The sequence below is a fragment of the Vibrio sp. BS-M-Sm-2 genome, from assembly GCF_041504345.1.
In the GTDB taxonomy this organism is placed as follows: Bacteria; Pseudomonadota; Gammaproteobacteria; order Enterobacterales; family Vibrionaceae; genus Vibrio; species Vibrio satsumensis.
On the sequence record NZ_CP167894.1, the window covers coordinates 2,754,445 to 2,780,300 of the forward strand.

Annotated in this window: 25 protein-coding genes and 2 pseudogenes; 11 read left to right on the plus strand and 16 right to left on the minus strand. The window is 42.3% G+C overall.

Features of this window, described 5'->3' with window-relative positions; all coding sequences use genetic code 11:
* The first annotated feature begins 3 nt into the window (after positions 1 to 3).
* The 3 genes from AB8613_RS12710 to AB8613_RS12720 are packed head-to-tail and all read left to right on the plus strand — an operon-like array spanning position 4 to position 3,732.
* The gene (locus AB8613_RS12710; protein WP_372383901.1) at positions 4 to 852 is read left to right on the plus strand and encodes a hypothetical protein; all 849 of its coding nucleotides are present in this window, start codon (positions 4 to 6) and stop codon (positions 850 to 852) included.
* Positions 849 to 3,278 carry an effector-associated domain EAD1-containing protein gene (locus AB8613_RS12715; protein WP_372383902.1) on the plus strand — a complete coding sequence of 810 codons (2,430 nt, stop codon included), beginning with the start codon at positions 849 to 851 and terminating at the stop codon, positions 3,276 to 3,278. The genes AB8613_RS12710 and AB8613_RS12715 overlap by 4 nt, the downstream gene beginning before the upstream one ends.
* Before the next feature lie 16 nt (positions 3,279 to 3,294).
* The gene (locus tag AB8613_RS12720) at positions 3,295 to 3,732 is read left to right on the plus strand and encodes a DUF4231 domain-containing protein (protein ID WP_372383903.1); all 438 of its coding nucleotides are present in this window, start codon (positions 3,295 to 3,297) and stop codon (positions 3,730 to 3,732) included.
* A gap of 142 nt (positions 3,733 to 3,874) precedes the next feature.
* On the opposite strand, the gene AB8613_RS12725 is transcribed toward AB8613_RS12720, so the two are convergent.
* Positions 3,875 to 4,165: a hypothetical protein gene (locus AB8613_RS12725; RefSeq protein ID WP_372383904.1), complete on the minus strand. Its 291-nt coding sequence runs from the start codon at positions 4,163 to 4,165 to the stop codon at positions 3,875 to 3,877.
* Positions 4,166 to 5,075: 910 nt separating this feature from the next.
* On the opposite strand from AB8613_RS12725, the gene AB8613_RS12730 reads away from it, so the two are divergent.
* On the plus strand, positions 5,076 to 5,363 hold the full coding sequence (locus tag AB8613_RS12730; RefSeq protein ID WP_372383905.1) for a hypothetical protein: 288 nt from the start codon (positions 5,076 to 5,078) through the stop codon (positions 5,361 to 5,363).
* Between the two features lie 136 nt (positions 5,364 to 5,499).
* Here the strand turns inward: AB8613_RS12730 and AB8613_RS12735 are convergent, their stop codons facing one another.
* The 8 genes and pseudogenes from AB8613_RS12735 to AB8613_RS12770 all read right to left on the minus strand — a co-directional run bounded on the left by AB8613_RS12735 (position 5,500) and on the right by AB8613_RS12770 (position 14,135).
* Positions 5,500 to 5,682 (minus strand): hypothetical protein, encoded by a 183-nt coding sequence (locus AB8613_RS12735; protein ID WP_372383906.1) that lies wholly within the window; start codon positions 5,680 to 5,682, stop codon positions 5,500 to 5,502.
* Positions 5,683 to 6,121: 439 nt separating this feature from the next.
* Positions 6,122 to 6,586, minus strand: a complete 465-nt coding sequence (bcp, locus tag AB8613_RS12740; RefSeq protein ID WP_372383907.1) for a thioredoxin-dependent thiol peroxidase — start codon at positions 6,584 to 6,586, stop codon at positions 6,122 to 6,124.
* 115 nt (positions 6,587 to 6,701) lie between these two features.
* Entirely contained in the window at positions 6,702 to 7,199 is a 498-nt protein-coding gene (locus tag AB8613_RS12745; RefSeq protein ID WP_372383908.1) for a bacterioferritin comigratory protein, read from the minus strand.
* The gene (locus tag AB8613_RS12750; RefSeq protein WP_372383909.1) at positions 7,199 to 9,394 is read right to left on the minus strand and encodes a site-specific integrase; all 2,196 of its coding nucleotides are present in this window, start codon (positions 9,392 to 9,394) and stop codon (positions 7,199 to 7,201) included. The genes AB8613_RS12745 and AB8613_RS12750 overlap by 1 nt, the downstream gene beginning before the upstream one ends.
* A 14-nt stretch (positions 9,395 to 9,408) precedes the next feature.
* Positions 9,409 to 11,753, minus strand: a pseudogene (locus AB8613_RS12755) (hypothetical protein).
* Entirely contained in the window at positions 11,753 to 13,156 is a 1,404-nt protein-coding gene (locus AB8613_RS12760) for a tyrosine-type recombinase/integrase (protein WP_372383910.1), read from the minus strand. Before AB8613_RS12760 ends, AB8613_RS12755 begins: the two are co-directional and overlap by 1 nt.
* 91 nt (positions 13,157 to 13,247) lie before the next feature.
* Positions 13,248 to 13,580, minus strand: a pseudogene (gene bcp / locus AB8613_RS12765) (thioredoxin-dependent thiol peroxidase); the annotation flags it as partial.
* A 12-nt stretch (positions 13,581 to 13,592) separates the two neighbouring features.
* Complete coding sequence (locus tag AB8613_RS12770) at positions 13,593 to 14,135, minus strand: glycine cleavage system protein R (RefSeq protein WP_372383911.1); 543 nt, start codon at positions 14,133 to 14,135, stop codon at positions 13,593 to 13,595.
* A 374-nt stretch (positions 14,136 to 14,509) separates the two neighbouring features.
* Here AB8613_RS12770 and dapA point away from each other — a divergent pair, with 374 nt between their 5' ends.
* Positions 14,510 to 15,388 carry a 4-hydroxy-tetrahydrodipicolinate synthase gene (gene dapA, locus AB8613_RS12775; RefSeq protein WP_146492477.1) on the plus strand — a complete coding sequence of 293 codons (879 nt, stop codon included), beginning with the start codon at positions 14,510 to 14,512 and terminating at the stop codon, positions 15,386 to 15,388.
* A 49-nt stretch (positions 15,389 to 15,437) separates the two neighbouring features.
* Positions 15,438 to 16,484, plus strand: coding sequence for an outer membrane protein assembly factor BamC (bamC, locus tag AB8613_RS12780; protein WP_285954328.1), 1,047 nt, complete (start codon positions 15,438 to 15,440; stop codon positions 16,482 to 16,484).
* 146 nt (positions 16,485 to 16,630) lie between these two features.
* Here the strand turns inward: bamC and AB8613_RS12785 are convergent, their stop codons facing one another.
* The 4 genes from AB8613_RS12785 to AB8613_RS12800 all read right to left on the minus strand — a co-directional run bounded on the left by AB8613_RS12785 (position 16,631) and on the right by AB8613_RS12800 (position 19,153).
* Positions 16,631 to 16,840: a DUF2897 family protein gene (locus AB8613_RS12785; RefSeq protein ID WP_146492475.1), complete on the minus strand. Its 210-nt coding sequence runs from the start codon at positions 16,838 to 16,840 to the stop codon at positions 16,631 to 16,633.
* Positions 16,841 to 16,848: 8 nt separating this feature from the next.
* Entirely contained in the window at positions 16,849 to 17,523 is a 675-nt protein-coding gene (locus AB8613_RS12790) for a M15 family metallopeptidase (RefSeq protein ID WP_372383912.1), read from the minus strand.
* 46 nt (positions 17,524 to 17,569) lie between these two features.
* The gene (gene dapE, locus AB8613_RS12795; RefSeq protein ID WP_285954330.1) at positions 17,570 to 18,706 is read right to left on the minus strand and encodes a succinyl-diaminopimelate desuccinylase; all 1,137 of its coding nucleotides are present in this window, start codon (positions 18,704 to 18,706) and stop codon (positions 17,570 to 17,572) included.
* A gap of 99 nt (positions 18,707 to 18,805) precedes the next feature.
* A complete protein-coding gene (locus AB8613_RS12800; RefSeq protein ID WP_060982502.1) occupies positions 18,806 to 19,153 on the minus strand; it encodes an ArsC family reductase in 348 nt (115 codons plus the stop codon).
* Between the two features lie 204 nt (positions 19,154 to 19,357).
* On the opposite strand from AB8613_RS12800, the gene AB8613_RS12805 reads away from it, so the two are divergent.
* Positions 19,358 to 19,645, plus strand: a complete 288-nt coding sequence (locus tag AB8613_RS12805; RefSeq protein WP_004734273.1) for a helix-turn-helix domain-containing protein — start codon at positions 19,358 to 19,360, stop codon at positions 19,643 to 19,645.
* 92 nt (positions 19,646 to 19,737) lie between these two features.
* On the opposite strand, the gene AB8613_RS12810 is transcribed toward AB8613_RS12805, so the two are convergent.
* Both AB8613_RS12810 and AB8613_RS12815 read right to left on the minus strand, forming a co-directional pair.
* Entirely contained in the window at positions 19,738 to 20,070 is a 333-nt protein-coding gene (locus tag AB8613_RS12810) for a DUF4156 domain-containing protein (RefSeq protein ID WP_372383913.1), read from the minus strand.
* 12 nt (positions 20,071 to 20,082) lie between these two features.
* Positions 20,083 to 20,427, minus strand: coding sequence for a DUF2956 domain-containing protein (locus tag AB8613_RS12815; protein WP_372383914.1), 345 nt, complete (start codon positions 20,425 to 20,427; stop codon positions 20,083 to 20,085).
* Positions 20,428 to 20,536: 109 nt separating this feature from the next.
* On the opposite strand from AB8613_RS12815, the gene AB8613_RS12820 reads away from it, so the two are divergent.
* The 4 genes from AB8613_RS12820 to AB8613_RS12835 all read left to right on the plus strand — a co-directional run bounded on the left by AB8613_RS12820 (position 20,537) and on the right by AB8613_RS12835 (position 24,672).
* The gene (locus AB8613_RS12820; protein WP_372383915.1) at positions 20,537 to 20,998 is read left to right on the plus strand and encodes a DUF2919 domain-containing protein; all 462 of its coding nucleotides are present in this window, start codon (positions 20,537 to 20,539) and stop codon (positions 20,996 to 20,998) included.
* Positions 20,999 to 21,063: 65 nt separating this feature from the next.
* The gene (locus AB8613_RS12825; RefSeq protein WP_372383916.1) at positions 21,064 to 21,987 is read left to right on the plus strand and encodes a Dyp-type peroxidase; all 924 of its coding nucleotides are present in this window, start codon (positions 21,064 to 21,066) and stop codon (positions 21,985 to 21,987) included.
* A 121-nt stretch (positions 21,988 to 22,108) separates the two neighbouring features.
* Complete coding sequence (locus AB8613_RS12830) at positions 22,109 to 23,242, plus strand: flagellin (RefSeq protein ID WP_372383917.1); 1,134 nt, start codon at positions 22,109 to 22,111, stop codon at positions 23,240 to 23,242.
* A gap of 296 nt (positions 23,243 to 23,538) precedes the next feature.
* A complete protein-coding gene (locus AB8613_RS12835) occupies positions 23,539 to 24,672 on the plus strand; it encodes a flagellin (protein ID WP_010436625.1) in 1,134 nt (377 codons plus the stop codon).
* Between the two features lie 614 nt (positions 24,673 to 25,286).
* On the opposite strand, the gene crr is transcribed toward AB8613_RS12835, so the two are convergent.
* Positions 25,287 to 25,796 carry a PTS glucose transporter subunit IIA gene (gene crr / locus AB8613_RS12840; protein WP_004737851.1) on the minus strand — a complete coding sequence of 170 codons (510 nt, stop codon included), beginning with the start codon at positions 25,794 to 25,796 and terminating at the stop codon, positions 25,287 to 25,289.
* Positions 25,797 to 25,856: the final 60 nt, after the last annotated feature.

Here is a 25,856-nt window from a genome sequence, read left to right on the forward strand (position 1 = left end):
ACCATGAAAAATTCTGAAATACTGCTTCTTGGTGGCCCTAATAGTGGTAAGACACACTATGCAGGGCAACTCTTTGGGCGACTAAAACGACGTCCAGGTAAGTTAAAAATCAGGACTGGTGATGGTGCGTCAGTTAATTTAAGTGCTTTAGAAGATGTACTAACCCAGTTGGAAGACGGCAATGCAGCTGAGCACACTCACGCCGATCAGTACTCCGAAATACTATTCCCGTTAATTGATAGCAACCAGGCAACAATTGATCTGTACTGGCCTGATTACGGTGGCGAGCAATTATCTCAGGTTTTTAAGCAGCGAGAGATCTCTTCAGATTGGCGTAGAAGGTTACAAAGTACAGATGGGTGGTTAGTATTTATTCGCCTTAGTGGAGAGAAAACTTACCCTGACGCTTTGTCAAAGCTAACTTCTATACCAACTAACACACCAGGTGAAACTACAAGACCTGAAATTTGGGATGCTAACGTATATTGGATAGAACTTCTTCAGATGTTGTGTCACGTGGCTGGCTTAAATCTAAGCTCTAAGGAAAATAAGCCTCCGTTAGCCATAGTATTATCTTGTTTTGATGAAGTAATCGAAGAAGGTCAAGTGCCTTCAGAAGCATTGAAAAGTAAATTACCGTTATTCTATTCGTTTATCCAAGCAACTTGGCCGGAAAAGATGACATCTATATGGGGGGTGTCTTCCTTAGGTAAGACCCTTCAACCCAATAGCAATGATGATGACTTCATCGATGAGGGCCCAGAATATCAGGGCTGGGTAATTGCTCCTGAGCAGAGTAACAAGGATTCTGACTTAACAGCTCCACTCTCTTGGATACTAGATAATATATGATGACGAAACCACTAAAAGCTATTTATGGTTGCAGTAACAATAGTCATGATTTGCTATTCTGGGAGGGAGATTCTCCCCTTCCTCCTGAGTTACTTGGCTTGACTGACAAACCTGGAGGATACGTTACCCCTAAAGAAAAATGGTGGCCAGCAATCAACTGTGGACCTGTTGGTAACTGGTGGGCGTTATGGAGTATTGAGCCTGACTTGGATGCGCCGCGCAGTGGTATGGTAAAAAGTACGGTTTTACTTTGGGAGTTGGACAAGATATCTCAAGTACACTGTCTTGAAGAATTTATTTATCAATTAGTTAACCATAAAGAGTATAAGCAGCCTTATTCCAGCTTGTTGCAAAATGTCGCAAACAAACTGATTTGTAGCGATAACATCCTAGTTATAGAAGCGGACGAAACCTTACCCTTCTTAATCGCTCACCTATGGGAGAAATTGTGGGGAGAAGCACGAAAAGAATTTTCTGTTAGAAGCGCATTCACACCGCCTCAATCATTAGTACGTGCTAAGTTGCCTACATTTTACTATGTTCCCGCATCAGTATTGAATCAATGGTATCTGCCTAACGTATCCTTAATTAATAGTACAACAACCATTGAAACCTCTCGAGCAACTAACTACCTGATTAATCGAGCCGAAAATGATTCGTTATTTTGTCAACTACTGTTTAACTGTTGCGAGTTAACGGGCGATTTGAAAGTATTGAATAAGTTAGGAAGAGCCGCTGACAACATTGATCAGTTCAGAGAAAATTCCACTTTGACTAATGCTATCGTAGCGCTTCGAACTTTGATCGCTTGCTCTCCATCACCAGATAAAGCTAAAGATATAAAAAATGAGCTTTTGAGTTCAATTAAGATGCTAATGGTTAGTAAAGGCGACGCTTCTGATATTTTGACTATGTGCAATTTATCAAGTGATGCTGTTCCTAAAGGAGCTATGCCGGAAGTAGAACTATCAAATTGGATAAAGAACAACTTAGTAACTCTTAGTCACGAAGACCTTAACAAGTACTTTGAAAGAGCGTTGCCTGATAAATCAACGCAGTGGTGGTCACAGTCAGTAGTCAATGGGATCGGCACACTAGTTAATCAACCCGAAACCAGTGAACATATATTGTTCTGGCTTTCAATAGTCAACTTTCAAAGAACTTTCTTACGGCTATCTTCTGTACCACAAGATCTTGAGCAAATGTTGTTTGAATGCGCGAAAGCGAGTGACATGACAGTAGATAACTTCATGGCGCTAGAGCAGTTTTCTATTTCTCAGAAGTGGGCAAAGCTACATGCTTGGACTGTTTTTAACCTATATGATGAAGAGCAGGTTTACAATAAACAACGCAATTCCATGCCTAATTGGATAGAAGGTTTACCATTCATAGCTCAAAGTTTGTCCCACAGGCATGCAATTAATCTACTCAGGGATAGTGCTTTTTCTCCATTCGTTGATTTATTAGCTGAACGATCCCTAAAAGAGCCAACTCTTCTCAACTACATTGACATTGCAGAAGAGAATGCGTTTCAAATGTGGCAAAAACAGTTAGACATAGGTGGGGTTTTTTACCCTCCAAACATAGAAACAGAGACTTTTCTAGCAAAGCTCTGTGGTTGTCTTCAAACTAATATTTTACCTGGGATTTTTGAGCGAATATCTAAGGAAATTTCGGAGTATCTATTATCAAGTACAGATAGAGTTAAGGTTTGGTCTCAGCTCGACGCAACAAGAAGTAATATTCTAGCAAAAGATATGACTAAAAAAGTTGTGACTACCCCTCAGGCTTTACAGCACTTAAGTGACGCCGAACCTTATCTTATCAATGAGCTTAAAGCCCACATGACTGGGAATTATATCGAACCTGCTTTTATTCTCTCGTACTTATCACAATCGATTTCTCACCGGGAAGAAGATGTTTTACGTTGGGTTAAGAAAGTTCACTCTAGAACTTCTAGTGCTCATGCCCATATGCTTGGGAATATAATATTAGAAAAGCGCTGGAAAAACGTTGCGAATGGCTTATACCAAAGTAGTTATGGATGGCTGGCAGAAACCCCAAATTTTAAGTCAACAATAGAAACTTGTTCCGAACTTTTAAATTCTACTAATAGGCTTTGGTATTCACTTTATACCGATACTTCAACTCAGCCTCACCAAAGTGAGATCATTAGGAAGTTTTCAGAAGTCAGCGCAGATCTTGCTTATGATAGGCTTGACTCAATTTGGCAGAAAGCTGGCGGCAGACCCAGTAGACTAAAAAGCCATGGAACAGAGTTAGATAAGTGGTTTCATGCTGCAAACGAAGCAGAAAAAGGGGCTTTAAGCGGAGGTTTAATCGACTTATTAGAAGTATTAATCGAAGAATTTCCTAACAATAAGCAGTTACGCGAGATCAACTATATTGTTTCAAATAGATATTAATCAGGTAGTGTGAAAAATGTCAGCTCGAGAATACAGTTCAGAACAAGTGGAACACTTTAAGAAGAAAGCAGATCACAATAAGCAAGAGTCACTTTGGTGTTTTAGAATTATTATGCTTGGTACGCTATCCGCTCCTCTTCTGGTTGGTTTAGGTGAGGGTGTTTTTTATGCGAAAGTGCTGCCATCTATCTTGTCGGCTATAGCGGCATTCTGTACGGCATGGCTACAACTACGTAAACCACAAGAGCTATGGTCAATTTATCGGAATACCCAGAGACAAATTGAAGTACAGATTACCCACTTTGATTTCAATGTGGCAGATTACACTGGATTAGATGAAAGCAAAGCAAGTGAGCTGCTAGCTTTAACTGTTAGCAACTTGGTACTGGAAACCAATAGCCGATGGACAAAGCATGTACCAAATCCATCTAACTTGAAACTAGAAAGCAACTAGCATCAGGAACGGTTTTTAGCTGACATTGTGCATTAAATGAAGTGAAGTTGAAGACTACAACTAACAGATTACGTTCAGACTAATTCAAATAATTATATCGACGGATAGAAATAAGCCTCGCATTCGCGAGGCTTAATAATAGTTATTTGTAGTACTGATGACGTCTTTTCGAATTATGCTTCCAGCACTTAGCAACGTCATATACGTATGCAGCAGGATAATCATCCCAAGGATTGGCCAGTATTTTCCCTCTAGCCGCTCGCAGTTTGATTGGGTACTCACGATACTCAACTTCATGAAGGAAAAAGTAACTCTTTTCCTGCTTAGTTGAAAAGTGCTTATGAGTCCCACTACGAACACAAGGATACACATCCCATATAATACGGCCATTAGCTTTGATATGGCTTCGGTACTGTTGCTTTAGTTTTTTCATTTGCCCTCCAGGCTTACATTACCTAGAAGGGGTCCTCCGCAAAGTAGTTCATTCATCCACCTTTATGTAGAGTCTTACTTAGTCTAGCAAATTAGCGTTAGAGCCTGAAATCGGAGTCAGAGCTTATCAACCAAAACATATTTTTTAAAACACCTCGAGGTTGATGCTTGTCGGCTCACTTTGCAGCGAGTACATAATTGGTCAACAACTTGCTAGTAAAAACTAGTATTCGTAGTAGAGCCTATTCATACCCACCAAGCCTTTTATGATCTAGGTACTGAACTAGATACTCTTTCCCGTGCTCAATAACCACTTCTAAGGGTGTTGTAATATTGTCAAAGCTTGAGGTGTTGGCATATTGATACCAAACGCATGGACTAACCAACTACGATAGATAAAGCCTCCATAGCGTTTGGCACCGGAAAAGGTTTGAATTCTAAGTCTAGGCCTGGGTACCAAACAACAAGATGCAGAGTTTGTCATTTGCCCCAAAGTTACAATACGAGCAAGACTCCCTATCTAAAAGTGATATCAAATTTGTCCAGATTCAAGCTTCTACCCAAAAGTGATATCAAATTTGTCTAGATTTAAGCTTCTACCCAAAAGTGATATCAAATTTGTCCAGATTTAAGCTTCTACCCAAAAGTGATATCAAATTGGTCTTAATTGGAGTTGTAACCCTCCCCAAAGAGTTTTGTTTTAGTTAGACGTCATTTTACTAAATGGTTCAGGAATAGCATGAATAAAGAGGGCGCTGTTATTAATGAAACAATAATCACTTACTTAATGAGATGTTAAGATGACCTAAGGTATAGCCATATAAAAAATGGAACCCTAAGGTACATTAAGTTAGGAGTGCTTGCTTTGCTAGCATAACTTCTTGTTCTGGTTGATAACTAAAGGATAAACAATGATTTTCTGGATTCCCTCAACCGTCATTCAACCACTACATTTGTGGGCTAATCAAAAGTCATATACCCCCTTGCATTGCCAGGTGAGCGATTGGAACGGTACGTTTTACCCAGATTTTGAATTGTTATTAGAAAAGCAATTAGGGATAACATGTCTATCCATAGAGCTAGATGGTTCGAATATTGAACAGTGTATTGATACGATTTATCGCTACGCTCTAAAAGATAAAGTAACAACTCTAAAGTACATACATACTCAAAAAGAGTCTCGTCGAGAATTTTTTTAAACCAGCTAAAGAACCATGGAAAGATTGATATTGGGCTGTATGACTGTGGTAACCTCCTGTCATTATTAGATGAAAAAGTTTTACTCTGCTTTCGTTTGAATGGTTTTGTTCCTGATTATCTGACGTTCTGGTTGGACTACACTGCTAAAAGAGCCCAAATAAAACCGTTACTTCTCACAAATGAAGGAACTAAGTTTCTCGATAGGTTAAAGGGTGTTGAGACAATTACGTTACCAGACATCACCAGTGATGAGGTTTCGTCAGCTAGCTTAAGCGCACTTAAGTCATTAACAGGGAAAACCATCGACAGAGTCGACATAGAAGAGCTGTTATCTATGAGTGATTCTTGGGAGAATTTTTTGCGCCTAATTCAGATGAGAGCTGTGCGGGGAACGCTTACAAAAATTGAGTAATGTGAATATTTGAACATTAGCGACGTTCTGTCACTTATGCTAGGGAAACACATACAAGAACAAAACTCGTCGCTTCAGAAAGATCAAGTATTTCGAGCGAGTTTACCCCTAGTCAAGTTGAGCTTATTGAATTCACCTTAGATGAGTACATTGTGGATGGTGTTTAAGAGTTGGCTGTGAAAAAAGCGTAATCTGGCGAACTCAGTACGACACCATAAGTGATGCGGATGAGTTGCTTGGAACGCCTACCGCTATCAGTGACACGTTTGTTGGGTTTTAGAAGTATTTGTTTGAGTAGGGGCTTGGTAGCCCCTACTAGAGTGTGCCGGCTAGAGCTTGAATTGGCTACTTGCTGTTTAGATAATCCAATACAACTTCATGATGATCTTTGGTCTTGAACTTGTTGAATACGTGTTCGAGGTTACCTGACTCGTCAATCAAGAAGCTTGTTCTTACAACGCCCATATTCTCACGGCCCATAAACTTCTTTAGTTGCCACACACCGTACTTCTCACAAACTGCGTGCTCTTCATCTGCGAGGAGTGTAAAGTTGAGCTCTTGCTTATTGATAAAATTAGTCAGCTTCTTAGGTGTGTCAGGGCTTAGACCCAATACAACAACATTATGAGCATCTAGCTCAGCCTTAGTATCACGAAGCCCTTGAGCTTGGACAGTACAGCCAGGCGTTGAAGCGCGTGGGTAGAAGTAGAGTAAAACCTTCTTTCCTTTCAGCTCAGAGAGGGTTACTGGGTTGTTGTCTTGGTCGTTTAATGTGAAATCTGGAGCGGTTTGTCCTGCTTCGATAGCCATAGGTTATCCTTACTTTCTTTAACTTTACTCTAAATCGAGCTTTCTTTTTATTTTAACGTCTAGTTTTATCTATGCTTGCTAGTGCTGTCTAGTGGTAACTTAAAATGAGGCTCAGTTACTTTCTAAAATTACCATCAACGATGTTATTTGGTCTGGTATTAACCACCTTATCCATCGCTTTCTCGCGCTGACTTTCATGTAGCATTTCCATTAGTTCTTGAACTACCTTTATATGGGTGGCAGCTTGAACAGCTAATGCCTCTTTATGGCTTTGAGCCTCATCGTAATACTCTTTTTTCTTCTTGTTGGCTTGCGTTCGCTCACCTTTGAGTGCCTTTATTTCCTTTTGAAGCACTTCAATAGGGGAGTCTGTATTCTCATCTTGAGCAACTTGTACTTCTAATGATTTGCTTTTTATCATCAGAACGACATCGCTGTGCCTTCTGAGTGCGCCAGCAGAAAGCCCCGCTTCTTTCTCAACGCTACTGTTGTTGATTTTGAGTTTGCCTTTTCGCGCCTTATTACGCAGCTCTCTCGATGATAATTTTGCCACATCACCGCTCAGCAGCCTTTCTAATGCGTCAATGAGTTTCTTTTTTGTTGTCTGTGACATTATGAAACCACTCCAAATGGGATGAGTATTTCCGTAACTTCATTAGGGAAAACAACAGGTTCATAGTCGATACCTAAATCACTCATAATACGTTCTGCAGCTTGAATTTTAATGTAAGATTCAGAGGCAGTTTGAGGGGTGAGTTCATTATTTTCGATATCGTAAAGCATGTGAATTTCAGCTTCTTTACGCTTTGCTTCAGCAAATACGGCATCCACGATGTAGTCATTCTTGCAATCTACACATTCCATTAGGTTCACGAGCGTTCTTAAACCGCAGGTGGTCGAAGTGCAATATACCCCAGGCGCAACGGCATGAATGTGGCGACTTTGAGTTCGAATTTTCTTTTTCCAATAGCTTAGAGAAAGCATGTCATTGTCCACCTTATCCTTGAATAAGTTACGGTCTGTTTTTATCATGTTCTTAGCAAACTCTTTGCCTTTGCCTCCGGCAACTCGCTCCTTGTTTGCCAGTTTCTGATAGATGCTCAAATAAATTCTGGCTTTCTGGTCAATTCTTTCCTCATCAATTTCGTGAGCAAGTGTCTTTTTCTTTTGTCGGATTTTTTGGAATTTACTGGCGTTTTTTGCGTAATGCCGAGTCATTGCCATAGAGACATGACTAAACTGTTGTTTGAGTTGCGGAAAATTACAAAGCTCGTACCCAATTAGGTAGTAAGCAAAAGAGCGTCGAAGTTGATGCCCTGTAAATTCATAATTCCTGCCCACTTTAAACGATAAGTTTGGGTCAGATGTTTTTAGGTCAACAACGTCTTCATTGGTGAGCGCAAGCTCTTCGCCCATAGTACTTTTAAACCAAGCTTGAGAATGTTTCCCAAGTTGATATTTAGTTATTTCACTAAAATCCTCTTTTGTTTTATGGAAAAAGGATTGAGAGTTAGGGTGCAACTTTCTTAGTGGTGAGTGTAGCGCTTGAAGAACTTCATATGCCTTCATGCCTATTTCGGTGGTGACAAACTCATCTTGCTTTGATTGAGAACCTTTAGTTGTCTTTGAGAGGCTCGCATGGATAACGTGTATCTTCTGTCTTTTTATTATCTCAGTCGTACAGCCTTGAGCTGTGTTTAGGTGATACATTTCATCGGCTCTCATTCCTGTTCGAGCCATTAAGCCCCACAGGCAGCAGCCATTGAGATTTTTAAAAAGCGATCGAGCCTCTCTGAGATTGGTGATTGTCCATTGCCCAATCGTGAGCTTGAGTTCGGTATGGGACTTGTCGATGCACCTGTACATTATCTCTGGTTTATGAATGCGTATGACAGTAAGTGCTTCTTCTTCATTTGGAGAATCAAGTGCTGAAAAGGCCTGTTGAAAAGCAAGTGTACGTTGTTTATTTACTCTGCTTGATTTACCTAAATACCATTGAATCTCACCGTTTTTAGAGCGCGAGTCATCACTGACAAGGTACTTAGCATAACCTTCATACACCTTATCAAAGTAGGTGGTGATGTATTCTGCCAATCGCTCTAGCTCATCACGAAGGGCATAAGCTTCACTAATGAGAGCTTCCGATCTTTGAAGACCCAGATAGTAAAGCCTCTGTGGAATGACGGTAAATTGCTTCGCGTCTTTGATTACTAAGCCAAAGTCAGAGGCGTTAAGCCTTTTATTTAGGTTAACTTCAAATGGTAAGCCTTTTGCTTCTTTATTAAGGCGATTTAATGCCGTGTAAATTGGTTCTCTTTCAAAATCGATGTCGGTATAGCCGGTTAGTGCCCAAGTTTCGAGTCGGTCAAAGTCCAAAGCAGACAGCGTATTAAACCCTTCATTTAAAAGTGGGGCGATGACTTTCTTTAGGTCACTTAATGCCTCCCGAAGAGTGCCAAACGAATGGTCATGGGGTGATAGCCACATCATTTTAAGTAAGAGGGTTTTAAGCTGATTTTTTAGGTTACGCTCAATGACTCTACCATCGAGTGTAAAATCTATGGTTTTGGCTTTCTTTACTTTTGACTCAAAATAAGGCTGTAGTTCTCTCCAAGCGTCATCATCGCCAATTTTGCCTAATGATTCACCCGTAACAGTAAAGCCTATATCAATGCTTTCAAGTTCGTCCCAATCGCCACGCTCAATAGCTGGCTTTAGTACATCCATTAAGTAATTTACATGAGCGCCAACATTTTCTTGTGCTTTAAGAAGCTTGTCTTGGTGCTCTGGATCAGTGAGTTTTATCATGTGAGCCTCCGTAACTATAATGATAAAAGCGCGTGGTCGATAGAGACTCTTGGGTGTCTACCTTGTGTATTAAATCGCGACATAGCCCCGTCAAAAACATCTTCACTCGCTCCATCTAGCGCATACTCAAACTGTTCAATTTTTTCATGGATATTACCTGTAGAATCAGGGTACATATCAAGGGTTTCTTTGAGAACATCTATGTATGACATGAGCTTATAAATAGCATCAATGTCATCTACCGCTTTGGCTGATTGGCACTTATAACACATATCAAATTCAGCACACGGCAAGTTTATGCCTAGAGCATAGTTGGTTTCTCGCTGCGTGTTTTTGCCTTCACGCATGACTTGTTTTCCATTACAAATAAGTCCGTTGGGGTTAATTTTAACGTTACCTTCCTCGCGCATCTTCTTCTCCTCATCGAGTGATAACATTGGAATACCACGCTTGTTCACCACAATATCTTTTGCTTGCTCTAAGCTCGTGTCCTCATCAAGGTTTTCAATGACCTCTATACTTTGAGACAAGATGACTTTATTAACTAATGGGTGCTCGTTAAGGTAACATTTCTCTAATGTTTCCTTGGTATTTTGGAGTATGTTTTGAGCCTCTTGAAGCCCCCCTCGGCATAGGCTTGATTACTGGTCATTTCTCGCCAGCGACTCGATTGAAGAGAAATGTAGTAATGGTTTGACTCGACAGACCACTTGCTCATTAACGCAGATGAAATAGGGCTGATACCTTCCCAATCATTAGGGATGTTTTTGCCGCTTCTCGTTAAAAGCAGTCGTTCATATTTCTTCGCCTGCTTGTTTGCTTTCTCAGTAGCATATTGCTCAATATCTTTGATTAACTTTAAATCTGAAGCCGGTACTTTAAAGGAGCTACTCACTCCATCTCTATAGTTAAAAGAAACAGTAATATTGCCATTACTATCTCTCTCAGAGTACGTTAGTGGGAGTAAAATACCTTTGAGTGGTAAGTCCGTGTAGCAAGATAAAATACAGTAAGCGCTATTGGTTGCCCCTTGCGTTGCATTGGATTTGGAGATTGCCTGTACTTCTTTGTGGACAAGCGAGCGACCCAAGTGATTAACCACTTTCTTTAACGTGATTGCTTGTTGGTTTCGGTGGGCGTAAAACAGCTCCTTAAACCAGGGTAAGTTGCCAGCCCGATGCGGAGATAATAGGTGCAGTTGATTCACAAGCCTTTTATTTATTTCTTGCAAGCTAATAGTATCACTTACACCAGCTTTGTTATTGATAGTAAATATTAACCTAGAGCCATCGTCACCGTTGCCATACAGTTTAGATAGTCGTTCGAGTAAGCGGATAAACTTCACACCGTCACGCTTATCAACTTCAAATTGTTCACCTACCAATAACGCATCGACCTCTTTGTTCGCTCTAGGCTTATGACTTGAGACCCTCACAATTTGTAGGCTCTTGTCTCGAGTTTCTGTGTGAACCTTAATCGGATGGGCAATGTTTCGAATGTTGGTGTCATTCAGTGAAGTGAAATAGCACATCAAATGATATGCTGCGCCCATTGCAAGGTTAAAGGCTGCTCCAGCATTAACAGCCGTGCCACTTTTACTGTGTCCTGTAGTTTGTGTATCCAATGATGTTGGGATTGAAACAACTTCCTCATATTTGCTACAGGCAATAATAACAGGAAGTGCCTCTGGCAGAGGTGTATTGTTTTCTTTGGCTGCGATAAGCTGAGGCGCAAGAGTAAAGAATAGCCTCTCCAAACGTGTCACAAGCAGTGCTTCTTCTTCCTCTGAATATCCTTTGTGTGGCGTTCTTTCTCCTGTAAACCCTCGGTGAAGCAAAATCCAACAGGAAGCCGGCAAGCCGCACCAATCGAGAGCTATGCGAAGTGTTGAAAGCACGGTCGAAGCTGTCGACTCTTTAGTGCCTAATTCATCACCATGATTGTATTCCCATAGGCGCATTGAAGGACTAAACATCTTGCAACGATGCCTTAACTCGCCATCGTTGCCAGCAAACTTTAGATACCCACTTTCTGTAAAAGGGGCGACATTTACAGCATCACAAAAGACAATGTAGGAGCGCAAACTTTCGTATATTGCTGTGATTGTGCATGCTGAGTTTCCATTACTGACATATTGGTTGGCTTTCTCGCAAAAGCGCCGAATAAATACTGTTCGACTTTCTATTTTTGCACTTTCTTTGCTACACCCTAAATGTAATAAATGAGAAATATCAAACGGTTTAGGTTTAGTTAATCTATTATTTTTATAAGGAATCGTCAGGTTCAACATCACGACATTTTGACTATTTCGCACACGTTTAACGGACTTGGATTGTCTTGCGATCTTACTTTTCGCCATTACGACCAACCTCCGTTTATTTTGCGATTTTTGGCTTTAGCCGTTTTGATTTGGTCGTCAAGCTTATTCATGTACTGAATGTACTTTTCGGTGGTCGATGTACTGGCGTGTCCCATCAAATACGCTAACTCACTCATCAGGTAGTCATAGCTAACATTTCGCTCTTTTGACTCCTCCCAAAGCCAGTGAGTAGCAAAGGTAGAACGTAAATCATGAATTCGGTAATACCAAGAAGAGTCCACTTCGCGAATCTGCTTTCTAAGGTTTGAAAAGTGCGTTTCTAAAGTACTGGCTGAGTAAGGCACACCTTTGTTTGAGATAAATAGATACTCAACGGCATCCATCTCGCTGCCTGATTGAATAAGCTCATTGCGCTTGTTTAGGTTTTTAATCCGCGTATGACTTTCTTTGTGTATCTCTAGCTCTTCGTACAATTCAATTGGGATTTCTACAGTTCGAGGCTTACTGCCTTTTGTTCGAGTAATTTTGACTGGTACAGCATCTAAATCACTGTAGTCAGCGTTTCCGATATCGTGAGCGGGGAAGTGAATGGCCTCATCTATTCTAATTCCTGCTTCGACACATAGGCGAAAGATGAGTTTTGTCGTTTTTGGAAGTGACGTTATATGTTCATTAAATAAGGCTTTGTGTTCGGGATGCATGGGCTTGAGCTTTTTATGGGCGGGCGTGTTCTCTGTTTTAGGAAACCTTTTCATGATATTGGAGGTTTCATAAGAACGCTCAGAGCCAGATTTTGTGTGAGCCAACATATCGTGGTGGTTTAACTTTTGATGCGCAGTACTAGTTGTATAGTGTGTAACAACATTTTCCTCGTCATTTTTTATGTAGCCGTATTTTTGCATCCACTTATAGAATCCGATAACAGCCCCTATATAGCTTCTAGCGGTAGATAAACTAAAAGCCTCATCACCGTTAGCGCCATCAATATTATTACAGTTTGCAAGTAGAAACTCAGCAAACCGCCAAGGAGCCCCTTCTTCTTCATACTTCGATAGGGTTTTATACGTTAGGTATTCACATGGTATTTCAATGTCATCTTCATCAACTTGAGAGTGGTGAGTCGAATCCAAATAACGAGTGAAAGCCAGCAAACCTTTTGCGATTGAACCTGTGTCTTTTACAGCCGCTTCACCACGCAATTTAGATACTAGGTAAAGAGATTGTGGATAAACCACTCTACCGTCAGGGGCAACGATGATATCGGTTTTCTTTATGCGCGATTCCAGTTTGGAAGGGGAAAGGTAAGGAGAGTGCGTCACCTCTCCAGATTCAGTATTGATATTCGTAGAAATTCTTAGCTTTGCTAATGTATCGACCTCGACGGAAAGCAGTCGGTAGTCATGATAAACTTCGGAACATTTTTCTTCATGTGTTTCTATCACAAAACAACCCTCGATATGTTACCCACATATCAAAGATAGATTTGTCATGAAAACTCATCAAGGTTTTCTGTCATTGAAATTTTCTAAGGGTAAATTTCTTCTCGCCCCAAACACCGAACTGCTCAGCAACACTGTGGTCTTCGTCAGATAGCAGTGTGAAGTTTAGAGATTTCTTCGCAACGAAGTTTGGTAGGCGTTTGACTGGGTCGATGCTGACACCCAGAACAACCACATTGAGGTCATCAAGCTGTGCTTTGATATCACGCAGGCCTTCTGCTTGCACAATACAACCTGGAGTCATTGCTTTTGGGTAGAAGTAGAAAAGTACTTTTTTACCTTTGAAGTCACCAAGAGATACGATATTGCCATCTTGATCTGGAAGCGAAAAAGCAGGTGCTGGAACACCAGCCGTTAGCGTATTCATGACATTTCCTTTTTAAAGACTGTTTTTAATAAAGTTGAGCGAGCCTTGGACTGATAGGCTCTGACACAGCGAGTTGAATTCTTCTTGTAGCTGCATCAAGTTACATTCTGATTGTACAGAAGCGGTAATAGAGATATGGAATTGGTCGTTGTCGAGTTGAACCTTAGACTTATTGATGGTTCGTGCACTTAACGAATCGAGGCCGATATTTCGGTCTGCGAAGAACTGGGTAAACTGTTCAGTAAGGCCGATTTTATCGTCTGACTCAACGAACACCTCTACTGTGTAAGAGTTCTCAATAACATCATGAGGTGAGGTTCGCTTCATAATCGTAATCAAGTCGTGCTCTTGGCCAAGCAAGGGCAGGGTGGTTTCAACGCGGGTAATGTTATTTGCCTTTCCAGACAGCAGCATGATAAGCGTAAATTCTTCGCCAAACAGAGCGATACGGCTATCAATAATGTTACAGCCTGATTGGGTGACTAAATGAACCACTTGGTTGCATACACCTGGGCGATCAGTGCCCACAGCTGTGATTACTAGATGTTGAGTCATAAAATCACGTCTCTTTATATTCCATTGATTCATGCATGTTAGCACAGTTAGCTCGTGGAATAAGCGTGCGTACGGGGCTTTTTATGAGGCTTCTTGCTTCTAACATGTAACCAATGATAAGAATATTGAGAGTGTTAAAAATGAGATAGAGTGGTGAGAGTACAGCTTACTTGTTGCTGACATCCAATGATGTGCTATCCGCTAGATTGAGCGCAGGTTACCAAAATTCTAGGTAGAACCACCGTTAGAAGTCGTTTTACCTCAAACATACGACAATATTTACTGCAGATGTTGCCGCTAAGCCACTTTAATGTCTTGTGTTTATTGATTGGCTTACAGTAACATGCAAAAAGAATAAATTAAGGGAGATAGACATGTTTTCAGGAAGTATCGTTGCGCTAGTTACGCCATTTAATACAGATGGTGAAGTGGATTTCGACAGCCTTAAAAAGTTAGTTGAGCACCATGTTGCTGCAGGTAGTGATGGTCTGGTTGCGGTTGGCACAACAGGTGAGTCTTCAACACTCACTATTGAAGAGCATGTCAAAGTCGTCAATAAGATCGTTGAATTTGCTGATGGTCGTATCCCAGTTATCGCAGGTACAGGCGCTAATGCTACGCACGAGTCAGTGCTATTCAGTCGTTTATTGAACGGTTCTGGTATTGCGGGTTGCCTTAGTGTAACGCCTTACTACAACAAACCGACTCAAGAAGGTTTGTACCAACACTACAAAGCGATTGCTGAAGTAAGTGACGTTCCTCAAATCCTATACAATGTACCGGGTCGTACTGCCGTAGACCTATTACCAGAGACTGTTGCTCGCCTTTCTGAAATCGAAAACATCGTTGCACTTAAAGATGCGACGGGTGATCTCGACAGAATTGCAATTCACCGTGAACTTTGTGGCGAAGATTTTATCTTACTAAGTGGTGATGACTTAACAGGTCTAGAATTTGTTAAGCGTGGTGGTGATGGCGTGATTTCTGTAACGAATAACGTTGCAGCGGCGGATATGGCTACTATGTTCAAACTTGCGAAAGAAGGTAAGTTTGAAGAAGCAGAAGCGATCAATGAGCGCTTGATGCCTCTACATAAGAATTTGTTCGTTGAGTCTAACCCTATTCCCGTAAAATGGGCGGTTCATAAAATGGGTCTGATTGCTGAAGGTGGCTTACGTCTGCCTCTGACTGAACTGTCAGAACCAGCTCAACCTGTTGTTGCTCAAGCAATGACTGAAGCGTGTATTTACTAAAAACGTATGAAGTGATGCCGAAGCGAACCTTCGGCATTTAGGAGTATAAATGAAGTATTCTCACCAGCTAGTGATTGGGTCACTGGCTGTTTTCGTTCTTACAGCATGTTCTGGCAGCCCGACTCAACGTCGTCAAGCCAAAGATGATTTCGAATACTTAGAAACACCTGAGTTTTCACAATGGCAATTGCCTGAAGATGCTCAGCCTCAGTTCTACCCAAACTTTGACATCCCAAGCGGTGAGTTCAGCGGTGGTATTGGCCGTGAAGTGGATATTCGTCCACCGCAACAGGTTCTTGAATTGATTCCTGGTGCTCGTGCTGAGCGTCAAAATGGTGAAGTGACACTATGGCTTCTTCGTGCTGAAGAGGCTGACAGAGTGTGGCAAACGGCTGTAGATATGCTGGCTCAGCGTGGCATTGGTATTCGTGAGCAATCAGAGAATGAGATTGAGACTGATTGGGTAACTTGGGTTTCTGAAGATGAAGACGTAGAGATTGGCAGCCGCTACTCTATGTCTCGTTTCCAAGCGAACAACCGTCACGGCTTCAAGATTAACCTGATTGATTGGCGTGAAGGTACTGAAGAGAAACCGGTAACGGCAACCAATAAAGAGCGTTACAACGCGTTCCTGACTAATCTAGTTATGGCTAAGTACGATGAAAACCTTCGTGCTGAAGCAGCGCTGAAAGCGCAAGAGTTGGTGAAGCGAATCCCAATCTCAATGGGTGCGGACCGCAGTGGTTTCCCTGTGATTATTGCTCGTACACCATACAATGTATTCTGGCAGCGCCTGCCTAACTTGTTGCCTGCTATGGGCTTTGAGCTTGAAGAACGCAATCAATCTCAGGGTACGGTGAAGGCGAAGTACGCAGCACCAGATGATGAGTTCTGGGAAGAAATTGGCCTACAGCCTATCGATTTAGCGCCAGGCACTTACAACTTCCTATTTGGTGATCTTGGTAACCGTACGTCGATTAACGTAACGGATGCATCAGGTAAGCCAGTAGAAGAAGAGCTGCTTAAGTCAATGGTTCCGGTACTAGCGCATATTGCTGACCAGACCAAAAATGACAAAGAAGCGAAAGCTGAGTAGTAGCACTTAAGCAGTCACAGAGCTGGGTTCAATCAGCTCTGTGACTAGCTAAGGCCAATAAAAAAGAGGACACATTGTGTCCTCTTTTTTTGTATTCGTTGTTATCAGACTATTGGTCTATCAAGCGGATTAGCCAAAGAAAAAAGCTATGCGTCTTTACTGTCTTTGGATTCTTCTTTTTCAGCTTTCTCTTGATTCTGTTTATCCAAGCGATTGAGCTTATCTAAGTCTCGCTCTGTTTTACCACGACCCGTCAGATCCATATTTGCGGTCTGTTTGAGAGCTGCGATGTTACCCACCACAACGCTAACTACGATGATGATGATAACCCAAGGGTTTGTAAGCCACTCTAACATAAGCGCTCCTAATGGCTGATGTTCGCTACGAAGCGTGCGTAGATCTCGTCTAGCTGCTCCATAATAATCTCATACCCTAATATTGGCTTAGATTGGAGTTGCTTGCCAAGTAAAGTCGGAGATAACTGTGATAAACACGACTCCGATACTTTACGATGGCTGATATGCCATGGTTCGATCGCCACACCACCAAGGTCTTCGCTATAAGGAAAAAAGAACCCAAACTGTGAAGCATGAACAGACAACCATTGGTAAAATGCTTGCTGGTGGCCAGTAAGGTATTCCCATGGCTCTAATTGCAGCTGTGTACCTTCTGGTAAGTTGTTTCGAGCAAAGACATCAAAGTCACAGCCCCAATGGTGACGGCTCGCACCGGGAAGGGCAGACCACCTAAGAATGGCTGACAGTTTTTGGTGCTCACTGAGTGTTGAAGCATCAAGTGGTTGGCTTTCTGAATCTAATATTGGAGCGTCACCAGAAAACTTACGGTTCCAAATCAGAGATTGCCTTTCATAGTCGCGAAAACCACTGGCAATCTCCATTTTAAAACCAGCGAGTTGAGCAGCTTCAATCAAATTGTTTAGGTCACCTTTGACGTCACTGTGAACCAAGAAGGTTTTGGTGCCAATCAGGTTAGGTTCTAGGTGAGAATCTGATTGTCCGGTTAGCTGCTCTGGTGTCATAACGTGCCTCTCAAGAATTAGATGCTATGAATCGCTGATAAAAGAACTATTTAGCGAACAGGTTCACTAATGTTTTTTCGTACATGTCGGTTAGCTTCTCTAAATCAGCCACTTTCACGCATTCGTTAACCTTGTGAATAGTTGCATTCACAGGGCCTAGTTCTACGACTTGCCCTTTCATGCGTGCAATAAAGCGTCCGTCAGATGTCCCACCTGTTGTAAGTAACGCAGGTTTAACATCATTTACGTCGCCTACTGCATCGACAATAGCGTCAAGTAATGAGCCTGCGTCTGTTAAGAACGGGTCACCATTGAATGTCCATTTAAGGTCGTATTCGAAGTCGTACTTATCTAGCGTAGTTGTGATTCGTTCAACGATGATGTCGTTGCTTAACTCGGTACTAAAACGCAGGTTAAACTGAACATTGAACTCACCGGGGATAACGTTTGAAGCCCCTGTGCCCGCGCTTACATTTGGGATTTGGAAACTGGTTGGTGGGAAGTAATCATTACCTTTATCCCACTCAGTCGTTGCCAACTCGTTGATTGCAAGCAGAGAGCTGTGTACTGGGTTATTCGCAAGGTGAGGGTAGGCAACATGACCTTGTGTACCCTTAATCGTTAGGTCGCCTGTGATAGAGCCACGACGACCGTTCTTCACTACATCACCTACAAACTCAGTGCTTGATGGTTCACCGACAATACACATGTCGATGTTCTCACCGCGCGCCATCAACGTTTCAACAACACGTACCGTACCGTTGATGAAAGGACCTTCTTCATCAGAGGTGATAAGGAAACCGATTGAACCAGTGTGATCTGGGTGTTTGGCAATGAACTGTTCTACAGCCACAATCATTGATGCCAGAGAGCCCTTCATATCTGCCGCGCCGCGACCATGTAAGTAGCCATCAACAATCGTTGGCTCAAATGGCTTGGTGTTCCATTGTTCGATTGGACCAGCTGGAACCACGTCAGTGTGGCCTGCAAAAGCAAATAGAGGCGCTTCGGTACCACGACGAGCCCAGAAGTTCGTAGTATCTTCAAATACCATGACTTCGATTTCAAAACCGAGTGCTTTTAAGCGTTCAATCATCAGGTCTTGGCAACCTGCATCTTCTGGTGTTACCGATTGACGGCTGATTAGGTCTTTTGCCAGAGCCAAAGTTGGGCTGTCTGTCATCCTTGAATTCCTTGTTTAAATAAAACGTCTAGTCATTAATGTTTAGGACGCTGATTTCATGATCAACGTCCAGTTGTTTATCTATGTGAATACAACGGCCTAAGAAAAAATAGCCGCGTATTGGTCTGCTTTAAATCCGATGTGAAGCTTACCATCTACTTTTAAGATTGGGCGCTTGATCATTGCTGGTTGCTCAACAAGCAAAGCCACTGCTTTTTCTTCCGTTAACGTGTCTTTTTGCTCTTGAGGAAGTTGGCGATAAGTTGTCCCACGTTTGTTTAGCACAAGCTCCCAACCTAGCTCAGAACAGAAGTTTGTTACTAGCTCTGTGTTGATGCCTTGTTTGCGATAATCGTGAAATTCGAACTCGATACCTTCAGCTTCGAGCCATTTCTTTGCTTTTTTAATAGTGTCGCAATTTGGGATACCAAACATAGTGATAGTCATTATTCTTCCTTTGAGTGATTTTATTTCATTGTTATGAGTTGAATCCTATCAGGAAGCAGCAACTCAGACAAAATAGAGTGATGAATATTTCATAGAGTGAAAAAAAGCGTAAGAAAATGTCACTATTGGAGACTTATTGATCAGCCTCAACATGTTGTCAGCGAAAAAAGAAATAATTGAGCTGCACATATATAGGAGGTGTCAATGGAGTTGAGTCCTGTTTTTGCAAGGCGGCTATATTTAGCATTGTTAGTGGAAAGCCTTGATAGGCCAAATGTGCCTAAACTCATCGAAAAAACGGGGTGGCCTCGTCGTACTATTCAAGATGTACTCAAGGCGTTACCGGGGATCGGTATTGAACTTATGTTTGTTCAAGATGGGCGACGTCATAATGATGGCTATTACCAGTTATCCGACTGGGGGCCATTTGACAGTCAATGGGTTATCCAGCGTAAAGGCGATATAGCAACAAGCCTTGGATTTAGTGCATAAGCCAGCGAAAGCTGGCTTTCTTTTTTGTAGTAGAAGTAGTCGTGGTAGCATCTCGCTCATTTTAGTGCTGAGCTACCTAATTACGTTTCTATCTACTTACACAAATAAGCTGTGCCCAGCATGGTCACGGAAGTGGCAAAGTCTTGGGGAAGGGTAAATATCACGGTGTCTGCACCTAATTCAATGGCGTTGAATTTTAACTCGTTCATTGCGCCTTGAATCAGAGTGTCATTTGGGAAGAATAGATAGCTGTACCAGTGGCCTTCGCTGCCAGTGACTTCCCCTTTGTAATCGCACTTGTTGATATCAATCAGTCCGTGATAATCCATTTTTACTTGGTCAGCTTCGCTATGGGGCATTGATGTCGGTGTCGTGCAACCTAGCAATGCACCACTTATAATCAAAGCGACTAATTCCTTTTTCATACGATTATCCTGTTATTTCATCAAATAAATTGCGAAGCCTATCCAGCTAGCGACCAATAGTAGCCACGGCAATTTATTGGCGTGATTTGATGCGGTTTCAACGCTAGTGTTGATATCCTGCTCTTGAGCTTGGTGCGCTTGTTGAGTCTGCTTCTCTTTCTGTACACGTTTCTTTGCTTTATCAGCTTGGCGACTGCGTTCTTTTTGCTGTTTCTTATAGAGCGCAATGCCTTTCTCAATCCCCTGAGCAATCAATTTAGTTTGTTCTTTGGTTTGAGCGGGTTTTTGAGTCGCTTTGGCTATCTTCAGTGCTTCTTGTTGAGATTCAACAGACGGTGTACTAGTTTTCTTTTTCATACTGAGTTCGATAATTAAAACGGATTAACCAATAAGATAACGCAAACCTAGTTAAGTATGAATGATTTGCGTTAAAGTGTTGGTTTGAAACTAAGTGAAAGTGAGATTTGTGCGGTACTCCATAGAACAATACGATAAGCACGGCTTTTTAAAAGCCCCAATTCTATTATGGTTGGGTTGGCTGTTTCTTGCGAAAGCGCTGGTCGTGTTCATTGTTGCAGGTGCAAGTAGAGAGTCGGGAACCGATATTCTCGAGATCATCTATCCAGATCATCATATGTTTTATGTAGGGATCGCTTTGAGTATCCCTAGCTTGTTACTCATGTGGTTGTTTGGGCTAAGATCTCCAGATAGAAAGCGCCTGAATAAAGTCGTATCTTGGGGGCGTTGGGTCACTATGACGGCTATTTTAGCACAAGGCTCTCATACGATTTATTTAATCTATTTGGATAACGGATGGTTCCGTTGGTCAAATGGTCTTACTCTATTGCTGCTCTTATGGTTAGCGCTTTATCTAACTAATAGTCATGCCGCTAGGGATTGCTTTAAAGTGGTTGAGCACGAAGACTGATTCTCATCAAAACATTTGTCCTATTCACAATTATACTTAGAAGCTAAAAATGGAAGGAATAATCTATGCTTAACTCCTCAAATGAGCAGCCTAACGTTCAAAGTGCTATCTTGCCAGAAGCTGGGCCTTTCGCTCTTTACGTTCAACTTAAAGTGAATGCTAACGCTACTAATGTACTCGCAGAAATTCAAAAGATTCCTGCGCTAATCGAAGGGCTCAATCAAACTCAACCAGATGCGAACTTAACGGCGTCAGTTGCGTTCTCAAAGGCTTTTTGGGATAAGTTCGAGCAAGCTGCTCCGTCTGACCTCATTGATTTCCCTGCGCTTGGCGAAGGTGATGTCACTGCACCGAGCACATTGTCTGATGTTCTGATTCACTGTCATTCAAATCGACACGATCTGCACTTCTTCATCCTACGTAAATTGCTATCTGAAGTAGCAGCAGACGTTGAAGTAGTTGATGAAACCTACGGTTACCGTTTCCTAGATTCACGTGACATGACCGACTTCGTTGATGGCACCGAAAACCCGAAAGACGCACAGCGCGCTGAAGTGGCGATTGTGCCTGAAGGTGAATTTGCTGGCGGTAGCTATGTGATGGTGCAACGTTTTGTGCACAACCTACCTGCTTGGAACCGATTGAATGTATCAGCACAAGAGAAAGTCGTGGGTCGTACTAAGCCCGATTCAATCGAGCTAGAAGATGTTCCTGCGGCGTCTCACGTTGGTCGTGTGGATATTAAAGAAGAAGGCAAGGGCCTTAAAATTGTTCGTCACAGCCTGCCTTACGGCACAGCAACGGGCGACCACGGCTTATTGTTCATTGCTTACTGTAATGTCCGTCATAACTTTGATGCGATGCTAGAGAGCATGTATGGCGTAACAGATGGTAAAACAGACCAACTGCTTCGTTTTACTAAAGCGGTGACAGGCGCTTACTACTTTGCTCCTTCAACTGAGATGTTGAGTGCATTAACGGTTAAGTAAATCGCCTCAAATAGAATAAATAATGGGAGCCTCAGGGCTCCTTTTTTATTAAAGCTTTAGATGAATTGGTCGATATAAGAGCAATCGTGAGTTTTATTCATCTTTTTGTAAGTGAAGGTCTATGGCTATAACTGTTAATACAAATGTCTCAGCGCTGGTGGCTCAGAGGAATCTGTCGAATGCCAACAACATGCTGAACCAATCTTTGGAGCGCTTAGCTTCAGGGAGTCGTATTAATAGTGCAAAAGACGATGCGGCTGGCTTACAAATTTCGAATCGATTAGAAGCGCAGATGAGCGGCATTGATGTCGCGGTTCGAAACGCTAACGACGGAATCTCCATTATGCAGACGGCAGAAGGAGCAATGAATGAAACCACTAATATCATGCAGCGCATGAGAGATTTGTCCCTACAAGCGAGTAACGGGTCGAATAGCTCATCGGAACGAATCGCTATTCAAGAGGAAGTCACCGCCTTAAATGACGAGCTGAATCGAATTGCAGAAACCACCTCATTCGGTGGTAAAAAACTCCTCAACGGCAGCTTTGGACATACCTCTTTTCAAATCGGTGGCAGTTCTGGCGAAGCGGTGCAGATAGGCTTAAAAAGCATGCGTACCGATGACATCAACATGGGTGGATTTAGCTATGTCTCCAATGGTATGGCTAGTAATTCATGGGAAGTGAAATCAAACCAGAATGATATGACGATGTCGTTTACCGATCGTTTTGGTCAGCCACAAGAGATCACCATCAACGCGAAAGCGGGCGATGATATTGAAGAGCTGGCGACCTACATCAATGGTCAGACGGATCTCGTGTCAGCTTCGGTTAATGATGACGGGCAACTTCAGATCTATATGTCTGGCGAAGATACTGCGGGCACGATCTCTTTTTCAGGTTCTTTAGCCAGTGAGCTTTCGATGTCGGCGGGTTATTACGAATCTGTCGATGACATCAATGTCACCGATGTGGGTGGAGCGCAACGTGCAGTTTCTATTTTAGATACAGCAATGAAGTACGTGGATAGTCATCGTTCTGAGTTAGGCGCAATGCAAAACCGTTTTGATCATGCGATTAATAATCTCGAAAATGTTCATGAGAACTTGGCTACATCAAACAGCAGAATCAAAGATACCGATTACGCTAAAGAAACCACTCAAATGCTTAAGCAACAAATTTTGCAGCAAGTGAGCACAACGATACTCGCTCAAGCCAAGCAAGCTCCGAATCTCGCTTTAACGTTATTAGGTTAATGAATTACCTCGAATCTTATAAAGGTATTTCAGCTTAATCAGTCTGTTTGGTTAATTAAAATACAAATTATTGCTCGACCGACTTCTCGGCAACTTTAGCGTTTTTCTCATCTTTTTTTGATAATTTTACTGCCAGTCACGCTTTCTTCTCCTTTATCGCTATTTCTTTAATTTTGTTGTTTTTTTCCTAAAGGTTTCGCCAATCACGCCGTTATTAAAAGTAACTTAGAGATAACTACTTGGTTTTCCGAGACGTCGGAAACCGCTATACCGGAAAATCAATTGGAGAAATCACCATGGCAGTGAATGTAAATACAAACGTTTCAGCGATGACAGCGCAACGTTACCTAAACAACGCAAACAGCGCACAACAAACATCAATGGAGCGTCTAGCTTCAGGCTCAAAAATCAACAGCGCAAAAGATGACGCTGCGGGCCTACAAATCTCTAACCGTTTGAACGTTCAGAGCCGCGGCCTTGATGTTGCAGTACGTAACGCGAACGACGGTATCTCGATTGCACAAACTGCTGAAGGTGCAATGAACGAGACGACTAACATCCTGCAACGTATGCGTGATTTGTCTCTACAATCTTCAAACGGCTCAAACTCAAAATCTGAGCGTGTAGCGATTCAAGAAGAAGTAACAGCACTGAACGATGAACTAAACCGTATCGCGGAAACGACGTCTTTTGGTGGCAACAAGCTGCTTAACGGTACTCACGGTACTAAATCATTCCAAATCGGTGCAGATAACGGTGAAGCGGTAATGCTTCAACTGAAAGACATGCGCTCTGATAATGCTCAGATGGGTGGTAAGAGCTACCAAACTGAGAACGCGAAAGACAAAGATTGGAACGTTCAAGCTGGCTCTAACGACCTAAAATTGTCGTTCACTGATAACTTCGGTCAAGCACAAGAAATCGACATCAACGCAAAAGCGGGTGACGATATCGAAGAGCTAGCAACGTACATCAACGGTCAACAAGACTCTGTGAAAGCGTCTGTAACTGAAGATGGTAAGCTACAAATGTTTACTGGTAACAACAAAGTTGAAGGCGAAGTGGCATTCTCTGGCAGCCTTGCTGGTGAACTAGGCATGCAACCTGGCAAAGACGTAACGGTTGATACTATCGACGTAACATCAGTTGGTGGCGCACAAGAGTCTGTAGCCGTTATCGATGCGGCACTTAAGTATGTAGACAGCCACCGTGCTGAGCTAGGTGCTTTCCAAAACCGTTTCGACCACGCTATCAGCAACTTAGACAACATTAACGAGAACGTTAACGCATCTAAGAGCCGTATTAAAGATACCGATTTCGCGAAAGAAACGACTCAGATGACTAAGTCTCAGATCCTTTCTCAAGCTTCAAGCTCGATTCTTGCTCAAGCGAAGCAAGCTCCGAACTCGGCACTTAGCCTACTAGGTTAATCGATTGAAAGGCCACGTTGACTATAAGCATGGTTGATCATAAGCGTTAACGTTAGGCTTCCACAAATTAGCTCGTGGTGAGAGATGAGCGCTAAACAGACCCAGCTTCGGCTGGGTTTTTTATTGCCTGCGATTTGGTGAAGGTGTATTGGGAAAAGTGCAATGTTGGTAAGCGGGAGCAAAAACGAGATTCCCTATCACGTTCGTTCCTCACTGTAGGGGGAATGATGGGAGTTGGGAAGTGGTGATTTTCTCGCTTACTACATCGAAGCAATCTTTCGTCATTCCAGAACCGAGTAGAACAAGGTATCAGGAATCTGCTTTTGATCGAGAAGTAAGTCAGATGTTAGGGTTCTTGTTGTGGTCGAAAGACATACTGCGTGATCTAACGTGTGGGACCTGCGCCAAGGGTGGTGTTTTGTGTGGTTTAATAACAAAGTAGGGTTACGTTGGTAATTAATAATTGGGTATTACTGTGGCTTATTGAGGGATTGTTTACAGCGAGGTGAGGAGTAGTAATCAGAACTGTTGTTTAAGGAACTCGAGCCAAATAACAGGCACAAAAAACGCCACCCTTAGGTAGCGTTTTAATTAAAGCTGATAAGTAATCGAGATTACTTAGTTACTTTAAGAACTGGAGTTTCGCCAACAGTTACAGAACCAGAAAGCTTGTTCAGCTCCTTGATTTCGTCCATGTTAGAGATAACAACTGGAGTAAGCGTAGATTTCGCTTTCTCTTCTAGAAGCGCTAGGTCGAAAGTGATGATAGTGTCACCAGCTTTAACAGATTGACCTTCTTCAGCTACACGAGTGAAGCCTTCGCCTTTAAGTTCAACAGTATCGATACCGAAGTGAACGAAAAGCTCAACACCGTCGTCAGACTCGATAGAGAATGCGTGGTTAGTTTCGAAGATCTTACCGATAGTACCGTTAACTGGAGCTACCATTTTGTCGCCAGCTGGTTTGATAGCGATGCCGTCACCAACGATTTTTTCAGCGAAAACTACATCTGGCACGTCTTCGATGTTTACGATTTCACCAGAAAGAGGTGCGATGATTTCGATTGCACCAGCATCAGCGCTGTCATCAGATACAAGCTTTTTCAGTTTGTCAAACAGACCCATTGTGTCATGCTCCTAACGTTTAGTTTTATTCTGTAGAATATACTATACCAATCTAACAAA